Annotated in this window: 11 protein-coding genes; 4 read left to right on the forward strand and 7 right to left on the reverse strand. The window is 66.5% G+C overall.

Going from position 1 to position 13509, the window contains the following annotated elements:
- Window positions 1-821: mannitol-1-phosphate 5-dehydrogenase (locus RMN95_RS01255; RefSeq protein WP_309615152.1), on the reverse strand; the 821-nt coding region annotated here is incomplete at its 3' end.
- Window positions 822-1093: 272 nt separating this feature from the next.
- Here RMN95_RS01255 and RMN95_RS01260 point away from each other — a divergent pair.
- Together RMN95_RS01260 and RMN95_RS01265 are read left to right on the forward strand one after the other, a co-directional pair.
- On the forward strand, window positions 1094-1873 hold the full coding sequence (locus RMN95_RS01260) for an FAD binding domain-containing protein (RefSeq protein WP_309615153.1): 780 nt from the start codon (window positions 1094-1096) through the stop codon (window positions 1871-1873).
- A complete protein-coding gene (locus RMN95_RS01265) occupies window positions 1870-4491 on the forward strand; it encodes a molybdopterin cofactor-binding domain-containing protein (protein ID WP_309615154.1) in 2622 nt (873 codons plus the stop codon). Before RMN95_RS01260 ends, RMN95_RS01265 begins: the two co-directional genes overlap by 4 nt.
- Here the strand turns inward: RMN95_RS01265 and RMN95_RS01270 are convergent.
- From RMN95_RS01270 to RMN95_RS01295, 6 genes are all read right to left on the reverse strand, one after another.
- Window positions 4476-4748: a type II toxin-antitoxin system RelE/ParE family toxin gene (locus RMN95_RS01270; protein ID WP_309615155.1), complete on the reverse strand. Its 273-nt coding sequence runs from the start codon at window positions 4746-4748 to the stop codon at window positions 4476-4478. The two genes, RMN95_RS01265 and RMN95_RS01270, sit on opposite strands and share 16 nt — an antisense overlap.
- An 87-nt stretch (window positions 4749-4835) precedes the next feature.
- On the reverse strand, window positions 4836-5759 hold the full coding sequence (locus RMN95_RS01275; protein WP_309615156.1) for an XdhC family protein: 924 nt from the start codon (window positions 5757-5759) through the stop codon (window positions 4836-4838).
- A gap of 25 nt (window positions 5760-5784) precedes the next feature.
- Window positions 5785-6618 carry an SDR family NAD(P)-dependent oxidoreductase gene (locus RMN95_RS01280; protein ID WP_309615157.1) on the reverse strand — a complete coding sequence of 278 codons (834 nt, stop codon included), beginning with the start codon at window positions 6616-6618 and terminating at the stop codon, window positions 5785-5787.
- Between the two features lie 62 nt (window positions 6619-6680).
- On the reverse strand, window positions 6681-7754 hold the full coding sequence (locus RMN95_RS01285) for an ABC transporter ATP-binding protein (RefSeq protein WP_309615158.1): 1074 nt from the start codon (window positions 7752-7754) through the stop codon (window positions 6681-6683).
- The gene (locus RMN95_RS01290) at window positions 7751-9325 is read right to left on the reverse strand and encodes an iron ABC transporter permease (protein ID WP_309615159.1); all 1575 of its coding nucleotides are present in this window, start codon (window positions 9323-9325) and stop codon (window positions 7751-7753) included. The genes RMN95_RS01285 and RMN95_RS01290 overlap by 4 nt, the downstream gene beginning before the upstream one ends.
- Window positions 9326-9353: 28 nt before the next feature.
- Window positions 9354-10397: an extracellular solute-binding protein gene (locus RMN95_RS01295; RefSeq protein ID WP_309615160.1), complete on the reverse strand. Its 1044-nt coding sequence runs from the start codon at window positions 10395-10397 to the stop codon at window positions 9354-9356.
- Between the two features lie 586 nt (window positions 10398-10983).
- Between RMN95_RS01295 and RMN95_RS01300 the strand changes: the two genes are divergently transcribed.
- On the forward strand, window positions 10984-12615 hold the full coding sequence (locus RMN95_RS01300; RefSeq protein WP_309615161.1) for an ABC-F family ATP-binding cassette domain-containing protein: 1632 nt from the start codon (window positions 10984-10986) through the stop codon (window positions 12613-12615).
- A 17-nt stretch (window positions 12616-12632) separates the two neighbouring features.
- Window positions 12633-13509 (forward strand): homocysteine S-methyltransferase (gene mmuM, locus RMN95_RS01305; RefSeq protein ID WP_309615162.1); only part of this gene is annotated, 877 nt, incomplete at its 3' end.

Here is a 13509-nt window from a genome sequence, read left to right on the forward strand (position 1 = left end):
GGGTTCGAGATGCGCTTGAGCGTTTTCTCGATGTAGGCCTGCTGCTCGTCGGGGTCGAAGCCGTGCTTGGCGACCAGCAGCTCCTTGGTCTCGGCCAGCACCGCACGAATCTCCGCCTGGAGTTCGGGGGTCGCGAGCGCCTCGCGGATCGACACCCAGCCACGATCAATCCCGTGGTAGGCGGCAGCCGCGTGGGCGGTGTTCACGGTGAACAGTTTGCGTTCGATGAACGGCTGGAGGTCATCCACCCAGGTCACACCGACGATCTCGGGCGTCTCGCCCCGGAACGGCGTGCGATCAACCACCCATTCGAAGAACGACTCGATCGTGACATCCAGCCCGCCGTCCTGCTCCGGCACTATTCGGTCGATGGCACAGTTCGCGAAAATCGCCTGGGTTGCCGGGTCGTGCTTCCGAACTTCGGCGGCCAGCATGTCGGTGCCACCGATCGCGTTCTCGCAGGCGATCACCACGAGGGGCTGCGGATTAGTACGACCGGCGAGGCCCTTCGCGATCACCGGGGCCACGAATTGCAGGATTCGCGCACCCACCGCCGTGGTGACGATGTCGGCTTTCGCGATCTCGGCTACCACCTCGGCCTCGTGGGTCTTCGAGTTGATGGCATGGTAATGGTCGACCGTTTTGGTGAGTGCGCCCTCGCCCACCTCGATGACCCGGTAGCTGTCGCGAGCCTGAAGAGCACCGATGAGATCGTCGCTCACATCGGCGAAGACCACCTCGTAGCCGCTCTCATGCAGAAACTGGGCCACAAAACCACGCCCGATGTTGCCCGCCCCAAAATGCACCGCCGACTTCGCCATGCTTTCGATCCTATTCTCGCGGGCCCGGCTGCCGGGTTTCCGGCATGCGCTCGCCCGGCCCCGTCCGGGGGTCGCCGTGCCAAATGAAGGAACTAAGGCCGCGGCGAGGAGGCGCACCCGCGCAACTCCGGGCATCCTGGCTCCCAGGTTCTTGCAGCGGGCAGAAATCTCCTTCATTTGGCAGGCGCGGCACTGGGTGGCGGAGCTGGCGCGGCAGATACCCAGCACCGCGTTACACGCGCGTCATATCCATAGGGTCTAATGGAAAAACTATGGACTTAATCGAGGTGCGTGATGTGCGGTTGGCGCGCACCCGCGCCGATGTCGTCTTCGCGCCCGGTGAGCGCGCCATGGGCGGCGGAACCTGGCTCTACTCAGAGCCACAGCCCGGATTGACCGGCATCGTCGACCTCACCGGGATGGGGTGGGAGCCGATCGTCCGCACCGCCGACAACATCACCGTCGCCGCGACCTGCACGATCGCGATGCTGCGCGAGCTGCCCGATTCCGAGCTGTTCCTGCAGTGCGCAGACTCGCTCCTGGCGTCCTGGAAGATCCAGCAGACCGCGACCGTGGGCGGCAACATCGCCCTCGCGCTGCCCGCTGGGCCCATGACCTCGCTGGCGGCATCCCTCGACGGGGTTGCTGTGATCTGGACTGCCGATGGCGACGAACGCCGGGTGCCCGTGGTCGACTTTGTGACCGGAGTGGTGCAGACCGTTCTCGGCCCCGGCGAGGTGCTGCGCGCCATCGAGCTGCCCACGGCATCGCTGCATCACACCGTGTTCAGGCGCATCTCCCGCTCCTCGATGGGGCGCACCGGCACGCTCGTGATCGGGCGAGTGGATGCCTCCGGCGAGACGGTCTTCACGGTGACAGGTGGCACGACCCGCCCCCGGCAGCTCAGGTTCAGCGAGGCGCCGAGCCCCGCGGCGGTGGCATCCGGGGTGGATTCGATTGATGACTGGTACGACGATCCGCACGGCTCCCCCGACTGGCGCCGCGCGATGAGCCTGAGATTCGCCGAGCAGATCCGGCAGGAGCTGGCATGAGGTTCACGATCAACGGCGAGCCCACCGAGACGGTGTCGAAGCCGGGCCAGGTGCTGCGCAGCCTGCTGCGCGACCTCGACCATTTCGAGGCGAAGAAGGGCTGCGACGCGGGCGACTGCGGCGCATGCACGGTACTGCTCGACGGCGAGGCCGCTCATTCGTGCCTGGTGCCGGTGCACCGGCTTGAGGGTGCCAGCGTGACGACGGTGTCGGGGCTGGGCACGGTCGACGCTCCGCATCCGATGCAGCGGGCGTTCGTTGCCGCCGGTGGGTTCCAGTGTGGATTCTGCACGGCGGGGCTCGTGGTGACCGCATCCACCTTCACCGAGGCCGACCACGCTGACCTGCCTCGGCTGCTGAAGGGTAACCTGTGCCGCTGCACGGGGTACCGCTCGATCCATGACGCGATCGTCGGCGTTTCCAACACGGTCTGCGCTCCCAGCGGGGATGCCGCCGGGCGCTCGATCGCACCTCCTGCGGCACTGCGCGTGGTCACCGGCACCGAGCCATACACGCTCGATGTAAAGACCACCGGGCTGGTGCACCTCGCCGTGCTGGGAAGCCCGCATCCCCACGCCAGGATCACGACGATCGACACGACCGCGGCCGAAGCCATTGAGGGGGTGCACGCGGTGTTGACCCACCGGGACTCCCCCGCGATGCTGTTCTCGACCGGTCGTCACGAAGACCGCAACGATGATCCGGATGACACGCTCGTGTTCGACGAGGTGCTCAGGTTTCGCGGCCAGCGTGTCGCCGCCGTGGTGGCAGACACGGTTCGACTCGCGCAGCTCGCCCTCGCCTCGATTCGCGTCGAATACGAGCTGCTCCCGGCCGTGTTCGATCCACTGGTCGCTCGAGCGACGGGTGCGCCACTGGTGCACGGCGATAAGGGGCCCGAGTCTCGCATTGCCGCGCCCGAGCGCAACACCGTGGCCGAGTTTCATGGTGAGCTGGGCGACGTCGACGCCGCGATCGCCAGCGCAGTGGCATCCGGCGGCGCTTCGGTCAGCGGCACCTGGACCACCCAGCGCGTCAACCATGTCTCCCTCGAAACGCACGCCACTCGCGGCTGGATCGACGCCGACGGTCGGCTCGTGCTGCGCACCTCGAGCCAGGTTCCCTTCCTGGTGCGCGATGAGCTGTGCCACATCTTCGGCCTCCATCCTGAGAAGGTGCGCGTCTTCACGGCGCGCGTCGGCGGCGGCTTCGGCGGCAAACAGGAGTTGCTCACCGAAGACCTCGTGACGCTGGCCGTGCTGAAGACGGGGCGTGCGGTGCAATACGAATTCAGTCGCGAAGACGAGTTCATGATCGCCCCGGTACGCCATCCGATGCAGGTTTCGGTGACGTTGGCCGCGACATCCACTGGCCAGTTGACGGCGATGGCAGTCGACCAGCTCATGGATACGGGTGCGTACGGCAACCACGGAATCGGCGTGATGTTCCACTCCATTCACGAGTCGGTGGAGGTGTACCGCTGCGCGAATAAACGGGTGGATGCGCAATCGGTCTACACGAATAACCTGCCGTCTGGCGCGTTCCGCGGCTACGGTCTCGGGCAGGTGATCTACGCCATCGAGTCGGCCATGGATGAGCTGGCTCGCGAGTTGAACATCGACCCGTTCGAGTTGCGCCGCCGCAACGTGATCGTTCCCGGGGATAACTTCGTGGTCACCGATGCGGAGGCGCAGAGCGACCTGTCGATGGCCAGCTACGGGCTGGACCAGTGCCTCGACCTCGCGGAGGCGGCGCTCGACCACAGCCTCACCGGTCCGGACGGCTGGCCGGTCGGCACTGGGATGGCCCTGGCGATGATCGCCACGATTGCCCCGCGCGGGCACTTCGCGACGGCGAGCGTCACGGTGCTCGACGACGGCATCTTCGAGATCGCCGTGGGCACGGCCGAGTTCGGTAACGGCACCACCACCGTGCACACACAACTCGTCGCCACGGCCCTCGGCACCACGGTCGACCGCATCCGGATCCGCCAGTCAGACACGGATGTCACGGCCTACGACAGCGGCGCTTTCGGGTCTGCCGGCGTGGTCGTGGCCGGCAAGGCGCTGCTCGCCGCCTCCGAGCAGCTGCGCGACCTGATCGCGTCGCAAGGGCTCTCGGTCGGGCTGTCGGCCACCGCCGAGCACGACGGTACGCCGCGCAGCGTGTCGTTCAACGTGCACGCCTTCCGGGTGGCCGTGAACCCCGCCACCGGCGAGGTTCAGATCCTGCAGTCGATCCAGGCGGTGGATGCCGGGGTGGTGCTCAACCCCGAGCAACTCCGGGGCCAGATCGAGGGCGGCACGGCCCAGGCCATCGGCACCGCCCTGTTCGAAGAGGTGCTGCTCGACGGCGAAGGCCGCGTCATCACCACCGCGCTGCGCAACTACTATGTGCCGCGATTCGTTGACCTGCCGGTCACCGAGGTGCTGTTTGCCGACACGCATGACCCGCTGGGCCCGCTCGGTGCGAAATCGATGAGCGAGGCTCCGTACAACCCGGTAGCGCCGGCGCTGGCCAACGCGATCAGGGATGCGATGGGAGTGCGCAGCTTCGAGCTGCCGATGTCGCGCGATCGGCTGTGGCGGCTGGCATCCACGGCTCAGCGCGTCTCGTAGACATCACCGCGATGCCCGACCCGCAGCACCAGAATGACAATCGCGTCATCGTCGATCTCGTAGATGATGCGGTAGTCACCGGTGCGAACTCTCCACTCGCCGGCGCCACCCACGAGCTGGATGGCTTTCGGCGGTCGGGGATTGTCCGCCAGGAGGTCGATCGCTCTCGCCCCTCCGTCCGAAATGACGGAACTCCGGGTGGCAGTGCACTGCAATTCGGCCATGGCCGGGACCAACGGTGCCAGGATCTCCGTCATTTCGGACGACCGAGGCCGAGGGACGACCGAGGTTGCGGGCCGCCGTGGTTGCCGGACGGTTGCGGGAAGGACGGCGAGGCCCACCGCTCAGGCAACAACCGCTCGCGATACGGTGTGGATCGTCCCGGTCGTCACGCTCAGCGGCAGCGCGGAGCCGCCCGCGCGGGCCGCCAGCACCTCCGCGAGGATCGAGATCGCCGTCTCCTCCGGGGTGCTCGACCCGAGGTCGAGGCCGATAGGCGAGTGCAGGCGCAGCATCGCGGCATCCGTCACCCCGCGCTCTCGCAGCGAGGCAACCCGGCGGTCGTGCGTGGTGCGCGAACCCATCGCCCCCACATAGGCGACCGGCAACTCCAGCGCCTGCGTAATGAGTTCGGCATCAAACCTGGCGTCGTGGCTCAGAATGCAGATCACCGTACGCTCATCTACCGGCGTCACCGCGAGATAGTCGGTCGGCCATGAGACCACGACCTCCGCTGTCGAGAATCGAGTGGATGTCGCGAACAGCGGCCGAGGGTCGCACACCGTCACGCGGTACCCCAGTGCCGCCGCTGCCGGAGCCAGCGCTACCGAGAACTCCATCGCCCCGAAGATGATCATCCGAGGTTGGATCGGGGGGTGCTCCACGAACAACTCGGGCTCGTCGCCGTCGCAGATCACACTGGTGATGCTGCTGCGCTCCCGCAGGGCCGACACGATCTGTGCAGTCACGGGCTGGACGTGGATGCGCAACTGCCCACCGCAGGTCAGGCCCACGCTGAACGCCGACTCGTCACTGACGCCGAACTCGACGGTGCGGGCCACGCCGTCGGCCAGGACCTGCTCGCAGGTCTCCACCACGGCGCCTTCGACGCAGCCTCCCGCGATGCTGCCGATGACCGACTGGCCGTCAAACGCCATCGATGTGCCGACCGTGCGCGGGGCACTACCCTCGATCGAGATGGCCGTCGCGACGACGAGCGTGCGCCCGGCATCCACTGCGTGAATCAGCCGATCGGCGATGTCGAACATGACGTAAGCGTCGCATATCTGCCTGTCAGTCTGGTGACGAGAGCCCGACCAGCTCGGCGCTGGCATCCCACAGCCAGGTGGCAAGCCCCGCCTCGTATGCCTGCCTGGCGGCTTTCGCGACCCGACGCTTGATGAAGTACTCCCCCAGCGGCCAGTCAATGCCGGGGCGAGAGGTCGCCAGCCAAACCAGAGTGTCTGCGCCCGTCTCCGCGGTGCCGAGTAAACGACGAACCACCGTTCTGTACATCACCCGCATGGGGCTCGAACTTCCTGCGGCAAAATTGGTGGCGATCACGCCCGGATGAAACGATGCCGATGCGATGCCCTGGGCTCTGAATCGAAAATCGAGCTCGCGAGCGAAGAGGATGTTCGCCAGTTTCGCGTCGCCGTAAGCCCTGTTGGATGAATACTTGCGCTCGTTCTGAAGGTCATCGGTGTCGATGCGCCCGAAGAGTTCGTTGGCTGCGCTGGAGGTGGCGATGACCGTCGCCCTGCCGCGGATGAGGTTCGGCAACAGCAAGTTCGTCAACAGGAAGGGGGCCAGGTGGTTGACCTGCAGCGTCTTCTCGAGACCATCGACGGTGAGCTCACGCTGCGCCATGATGCCGCCGGCATTATTGGCAAGCACATCGATGCGCGGATAGGCGGCCGCCAGCGTCGCTGCGAGTTCGCGCACCTCGGCCAAGCTGGCGAAATCCGCCAAATAGTAGGGCGCTCCGAGCTCGCGGGCGACCGCCGCGGTCTTCTCCGGTGACCTGCCGACCAGCACCACGGTGTCGCCCCTGCCCGACAGCGCCCTCGCCGCGGCCGCCCCGATGCCGTCACTGGCACCGGTGATGATGATGGTCCTGCCGGTCATTCGCATGCTCCTGTCGTAACTGGTGTCAGCCTAAGCCTCGATGCGGAATTGCACAGACACGGTCACTGCGGCGAGAATGCCATTGCTGACCCCACGATGTACGCCGTCACCTGCGCCCCCGCCGTAAGGGTGCCCGCTGATACGACTCGCGAGGTCATGCGGGTGCCGTCGGCAAGGGCGAGGCCTACGAGCACATCGTGGCCGCCGTAGCTCATTGTGGTGACCGTCGCTGGGAGCCCCTCCGGTTGTGTGCCCTCGGGGCCGAGCGTCAGCTGCTCGGGCCTCAGCAGCAGTGTCACCGCTTGCCCCTCTACCGGGGTGGGGATGCTCGCGCTTCCCCAGCTCGCGATCACACGGCCGAGCCTGCACTCGACGAATCCGTCACGCCATATTCCGGCCACGAGATTCGATTCGCCGACGAACCCCGCAACCCAGGGGTCGTGTGGCCATTCGTAAATCTCGCGAGGCGTACCGAATTGCAGGAGCGTGCCGGCGTTCATGACGGCAACGAAGTCTGCAGTCGACAGCGCCTCGGCCTGGTCGTGGGTAACAAGAATTCCCGTCACTCCCTCGGAGGCGAGCAGGGCGCGCACTTCGGTGCGAAGCTCCACTCGGAGCACCGGGTCAAGAGCCGCGAAGGGCTCGTCGAGCAGCACGACCTCCGGCCTCACAGCCAGCGCGCGCGCGAGAGCGACCCGCTGCGCCTGGCCGCCGGAAAGCTGCGACGGCAGCCGATCCGACAGTGCACTGAGGCTCACCAGGCCCAGTAGTCGCGCGACCTCAGGTCCCCGGGCGGCGCGACGTGCCGCCCGGGGGCCAATGCCGAGCCCGAAGGCCACATTCTCGGCCACGGTGAGGTGAGGGAATAGTGCGGCATCCTGAGGAACCCACCCCACCCTGCGCTTCTCCGGGGCCAAATGGATGCCGTGAGTGGCCACCATCCGCTGTCCGATCCTGATTTCTCCCGACCTGGCTCTCATGAGCCCGGCGATGGTGCGCAGCAGTGTGGTCTTGCCGCACCCGCTCGGGCCGACCACGGCCGCCAGTGCGCCACTGGGCACATCGAGGGTGATGCCGCGCAGCACCGGTTCGGAGTCAAAACCCACCACCACGTCGGTCAGGCTCAGCTGGGTCATGACGGCACCTCGTCAGGTCGGCCGCGTCGGGCGTCCGACAGTAGGAACGCGGGCACCGCCGCCACCAGCACGAGCGCGGCGGCGTAGGGGGCGGCGGCGCCGTACGACGAGACATCGGTGCGCGCCCACAGTTCCGTGGCCAGCGTATCGGTGCCGGTCGGTCGCAGTAGAAGGGTCGCGGGAAGCTCCTTCATAGCGGTGACCGCCACCAGCAGGGCTCCCGCCATGATGCCGGGGCGCGCGAGTCTCGCGGTGACATGCCACCACGACTGCCACCGGCTGTAGCCGAGGGCGCGTGCGACATCGGCGAGGGACTCGGGCACCTGCGCCACGGAGCTGCGGATCGCCCCAATCGCCTTCGGCATGAACAGCACGCCGTAGGCGAAGGTGAGCACGAGGGCCGTCTGGTACAGCGCGGGCACCACTGCCAAAGAGAAGAACACGAGCGAGAGCCCGACGACGATTCCGGGCAGGCCGAGACCGAGGTATCCAGCCGATTCGATAGCCCTCACGACGCGCCCGCCGTACCGCGCAGCGAGAGCCGCGATCGGTGCGGCCAGAAGCACGGCAAACACAGCGCCACCGAGTGCCAGCAGCAGAGTATTCGCGATGGCCTGCGCAAGCGAGAATATGTCCAGGTCGCGAAGCGTCTCCGCCTGAAGAAGTCTACCGATAAGCACAGCGACCGGGACGCCGACCGCGCACGCCGGGACCGCCGCCAACAGCAGGTATCCCGGGATGCGAGCGGCGCCCAGCGTCACCACACGCACTCGCGACACTCCGGTGACGGCACCGAACTGGCGCCGCGCGCGGCCTCGGGCACGCTGCTCGCCGAAGACGAGGATCATGGCGAGTGCCACAAGAATAATTGCCAGGATGGCCGCATAGTTGCGGTTGAAGCTCGACCCATATGCCTGCTGGATGGCGGTCGTCAGCACGGGGTAGCGCATCAGTGCGACCGCCCCGAATTCCGAGAGCACATACAGCGCCACCAGCAGTGAGCCGGCGAGCGCAGCAGGTCTGATCTGGGGCCACGTCCCGAGCCAGAATGCCCGCCATGGCCCGTGACCGAGAGTGCGAGCAACATCATCCAGTCCGGTCGTTCCGCCGCGCATCGCGGCCGCGACCGGCAGGGTCACGTAGGGAGTAGAAACAATCGTCAGAAGAAACGTAGAGCCCCAAAATCCCTGCATTCCGGGAAAAAGCGCGAGCCACCCGAACGCCGCGAGGTAGGAGGGCACCGCGAGTGGCAGCGCCGCGAGCACTATCCACAGGCGCAGGGCGCGAAGCCGCGCCCGCACTAGCAGGAAGGCCGTGACCAGTCCGAGCACGAAGGAGGCGAGCGTGACAGTGACAATAAGCGACACCGTATTGAGCAGCAGCGCAGGCATCCGCGGTCGGGCGAGGATCGAGGCAATCTCGTTCGGCGCGCTGCCGGAGACCCGTACCAGGAGGTAGGCGAGCGGAATCGACGCTACGGCGCACGCGAGGGTCGCCAGCGCCAGGAGCGCATGCGGAGGTCGCCGCGCCCCTACAGAGGGTGCGGCGACCTCGATGACATGCTGGGTCATTCGGCTCTCGGTTCGGGAAGAAACGTTCCTACAGAAGACCGTACTTGGCGAGCAACTCCTGAGTTTGGGAGAGCGACTCCAGATCGCTCAGGTCCAGCTTGGGGTTGATCAGGGTATTGAGCGCGGGCACACCGTCGGGCGCGGCGACTCCGGGAAGCAGCGGGTACTCGTAGGTCTGCTCGACAAAATACCGCTGGCCCTCCTCCGAGATCAGGTACTCGAGGAACGCGAGAGCATCGGGGTCGCCTTTGGAGCCTTTCAGGATTCCGGCACCGGTGACGTTCACCATCCCGCCGGCATCGCCTGCAAGAAACGCGAGTTGGGCACGCATGGCATCCGCACCGAGCTCAGCGGCGTCTTCAAACCAGTAATAGTGGTTGATAAGGCCGAACGACACCTCCCCCGAATTCACCAGGTCGAGCGTTTCGCCGTTCTTTTCGGTGAGTACGGGAGAGTTCTCACTCATCCCTTTCACCCATGCCTCTGCGGCGTCTTCACCGTCGAGAACCCGCATGGCCGTGACGAACGACTGCATACTCGCGTTGCCGGGCGCAAAGGCGACCTCACCGGCGTAGTTGGGGTCAGTGAACGTCGCGATCGCGTTCGGAACGTCGGCCGCGTCGACCGTCTCCGAGTCGTAGGCGATGACCCGCGCACGGCCGGTGACTCCGAGCCACATACCGTTCGCAGAGGTGAATCCGGCGGGGATGACGGTGGTGAGATCGGCGGGCAGCTTACTGAGAAGGCCCGCGTTCGACAGCGAGCCGAGCGCTCCGGCATCCTGCGACAGGAACGCTTCGGCCGGAGTGTTGTCTCCCTCTTCGAGAAGGAGGGCGTTCAGTTCTGAGCTCGACGCGTACCGGGCGGTGACGTCGATGCCGGTCGCCTCGGTAAACTTCTCGATCAGCGGAGCGATGAGCGCTTCGTCGCGGCCGACATAGAGCGTGAGCGTGCCATCCCCTTGGGCCGCTCCGGCAGCATCATCGGCGGGGGTCGACTGCGAGGTGGAACAGCCCGTGAGTGCGAGTGCCAGGGCGACCGCGCCGGCAGTGATAGCGAGGGAAAAGCGCATAGTGATGAAGCTCCGATAGGTAAAAGTTTTAGGCAAGGCTACCCTAATACTCGAAGGAGTTGCCTCAGGGGCACGTCGACGACGAGCGGAGCGCACGGGCAGCGCACGCCTCGCTCACCCTGGTCATCCGCGAACCCTGGGCAACCCGCGCAAGCCTTCCGTCGTTCCCGCGGGTCGTCCGCATCCTGCTCCCGTTTCTCGCCCCCGCTTCTGCCAAATGAAGGAGATTTCGCAATCTGGCTGCCATTCACTGGTCAACTCAGGGGGAAACACGGTGTGTTCGGCTAGATCTCCTTCATTTGGCAGAAGCGGGACCGGGTGGGCTCCGTCGCGACCTCGTGTTGATAACTCCTGCAGATCGAGCGCGGCGGGAGCGACCTCCCCCGGGTTTCCGCGGTTCGGCGGTAAGCCAAGGCCCGATCTGCAGGAGTTACCAACGGCGACCTCGCGGGATGACCGGTCGGCCCACGGTTCGACACGCCGCCGTTGCCCCCGTAGGCTGGCGCGGTGAAGCTGTGATTCCTGCCATTCCCGCGACCGTGGCTATGCCCGGCGGGATTCGTTCACACGAACAGGACTCAATACCGTGTTATCCACGACCATCATCTCGCTGCGCGCGAGTGGGCTTTCGCACTCGTACGGCGGCCGCCAGGTGCTCAGCGACGTCAGTCTGACCGCAAGCGCAGGCCAGCGCATCGGCCTGCTCGGCGAGAATGGTGCGGGTAAGTCGACCCTCCTGCGCCTGCTCGCGGGCGTTGAGGCCGCCGATCGAGGCACCGTAACCAGGCCCCGACGAACGGCACTGCTCGAGCAGGAGGTGCGCCTGCACCCGACCGCACCCGTTTCTGCGATCATCGAGGGCGGGCTCACTGAACTGCGCGGGATCGAGAGCAGGCTGATGGATGCCGCGGCCGCCCTCGCGACGGATCCCACCGCCGAGGCGCGCTACACGGCCGCGCTCGAGCTCGCGCAAGCCGCGGATGTGTGGGCCATCGACAGGCGCCGCGACGAACTGCTGAGCGGACTCGGCGTGTTGGGCATCCCACTGGACACGCCTATCGGCGAGCTGTCAGGCGGCCAGCGCAGTCGATTCGCCCTCGCCGCTCTGCTGCTCGGCCAGCCCGATGCGGTGCTGCTCGACGAGCCGACCAACCACCTCGACGACGCTTCGGTGGGCTTTCTCGAGCAGACGCTTCGTCAGTGGAAGGGTGTGGTCATCTTCGCCTGCCACGACCGTGCATTTCTCGACGAGGTAGCGACGGACCTGATTGATATCGATTCGTCCAGCAGGGGTGCCACTCGTTTCGGCGGTAGCTCTCGAGGGCGCACGTTCACCGCCTACCTTGCCCAGAAGGCCGCGGACCGCCAGCGCTGGGAGGCCCAGTACTCGTCGGACGAAGCCGAGCTCGAAGCACTGGAGGAGGTCGTGGCCGTCAGTGGGCTGGCGGTCTCCCACAACCGCGGCGCCCGGGACAATGACAAATTCATCGCCAAGTTCAAAGGTGGCAAAGTCGAGAAGCAGATCGCGCATCGTGTGCGAGACGCCCGGGGCCGCATCCACGACCTGGAGGATTCGAGGGTTGAGCGGCCTCCCGAACTCCTGAGATTCGCCGGAATCCCGTCTGTCGCTGCTGCCCCTGACGAGACGGAGCCCCTGATCGAACTACACGACATCCGTGTGGGCACCCGCCTGTCGCTCGATGCGCTGTCGATCCACCCCCGGCAACGGCTCCTCGTGCTCGGTGCCAATGGCGCGGGGAAATCCACCCTGCTGGGTCTGCTGGCCGGGCGGCTGCGGGCCGACGCCGGTGTGATGGCGCGCCGGGAGGGAACCCGGTTCGCCCTCCTCGAACAGGATGTGCAATGGAGCAACCCCCACGTCACACCACGAGCATTGTACGAGCGATACGTTGGCGAGAAGCGGTCGGAGGATGCGCCACTGGCAGCCCTCGGACTTCTCAGCGATCGTGACATCGATCGACCGGTGGGGGTGCTGTCGATCGGCCAGCAGCGCCGAACGGCCCTGGCACTGATCATCGCCCGGCCGCCGCACCTGTTTTTGCTGGATGAGCCGACCAACCATCTCTCACTGGCGCTGGCGACCGAACTCGAGGAGGCCCTCGGCAGCTACCCCGGCGCCGTGGTGGTGGCCAGCCACGATCGCTGGCTGCGTCGCCGCTGGAGTTCGCCGACTCTTCACCTCCACGCGCCTCACTGAACTGGCAGGATTCAGGAGTGAACCTTCGCTCCCCCTTCACCGTGCTCGACGGTGGTTTGTCTACCGTTTTGGAAGCGCGCGGCGTCGACCTGAAACATCCACTCTGGACGGGCCGACTCATCATCGAGTCCCCCGAAACCCTGATCGAGGCCCATGGTGACTATCTGCGGGCCGGCGCCGAGGTGATCATCACCGCCAGCTACCAGTCGAGTGTGGCGGGGCTCGAGAATGCGGGGCTCACCCACGCCGAAGCCGAGGCAGCGCTCGGATCGACCACGACCCTCGCCCGGGAGGCGGTCTCACGCCACGGCTCGACCGCCCTCGTGGCGGCCTCGGTCGGGCCGTACGGCGCTACTCGTGCCGATGGCTCGGAGTATCGCGGTGACTACGACGTCGATGCGGCACAATTGCGCGAGTTCCACCGGCGTCGCCTCAACGTTCTCGTCGATTCCGCCCCCGACCTGCTGGCGGTCGAGACCATCCCCACCGTGTTCGAAGCGCACGCCATCGCGGCGGCGATTGCCGCAACGGGAGCAACTCCGTCCTGGTTCTCCTTCGTATGCCGCGACGAGGCGCACACCGCGGGCGGCGACCGCATCGAGGATGCCATCGCGGTGGCCGCGGGCATCCCTGGCATCATCGCCGTTGGCGTGAACTGCACAGACCCAAGACTCATCGGCCCTCTGCTCGAGCGCGCCGCCACCGTCACCGACCTGCCCCTCGTCGCCTATGCCAATGGCGGCCAGAACTGGAACACGGCCGCCGGGGCCTGGGACGGCGACCCCATAGCGCCCGACGATCCCGCCTTCGTGGCGAGTTGGGTCGCGTCAGGCGCACGCATGATCGGTGGATGCTGCGGCGCAGGCCCAGCGCACATCGCAAGCCTGCGCCGCC

Source organism: Salinibacterium sp., from assembly GCF_031364185.1.
Taxonomy (GTDB): Bacteria; Actinomycetota; Actinomycetes; order Actinomycetales; family Microbacteriaceae; genus Rhodoglobus.

Bases quoted from the DNA above. Each gene is read 5' to 3' on its own strand.
- RMN95_RS01275 (WP_309615156.1), bottom strand. From the start codon at position 5,759: ATGTTCGACATCGCCGATCGGCTGATTCACGCAGTGGATGCCGGGCGC.
- RMN95_RS01260 (WP_309615153.1), top strand. From the start codon at position 1,094: ATGGACTTAATCGAGGTGCGTGATGTGCGGTTGGCGCGCACCCGCGCC.
- RMN95_RS01270 (WP_309615155.1), bottom strand. From the start codon at position 4,748: ATGACGGAGATCCTGGCACCGTTGGTCCCGGCCATGGCCGAATTGCAG.
- RMN95_RS01295 (WP_309615160.1), bottom strand. From the start codon at position 10,397: ATGCGCTTTTCCCTCGCTATCACTGCCGGCGCGGTCGCCCTGGCACTC.
- RMN95_RS01265 (WP_309615154.1), top strand. From the start codon at position 1,870: ATGAGGTTCACGATCAACGGCGAGCCCACCGAGACGGTGTCGAAGCCG.
- RMN95_RS01290 (WP_309615159.1), bottom strand. From the start codon at position 9,325: ATGACCCAGCATGTCATCGAGGTCGCCGCACCCTCTGTAGGGGCGCGG.
- RMN95_RS01280 (WP_309615157.1), bottom strand. From the start codon at position 6,618: ATGACCGGCAGGACCATCATCATCACCGGTGCCAGTGACGGCATCGGG.
- RMN95_RS01285 (WP_309615158.1), bottom strand. From the start codon at position 7,754: ATGACCCAGCTGAGCCTGACCGACGTGGTGGTGGGTTTTGACTCCGAA.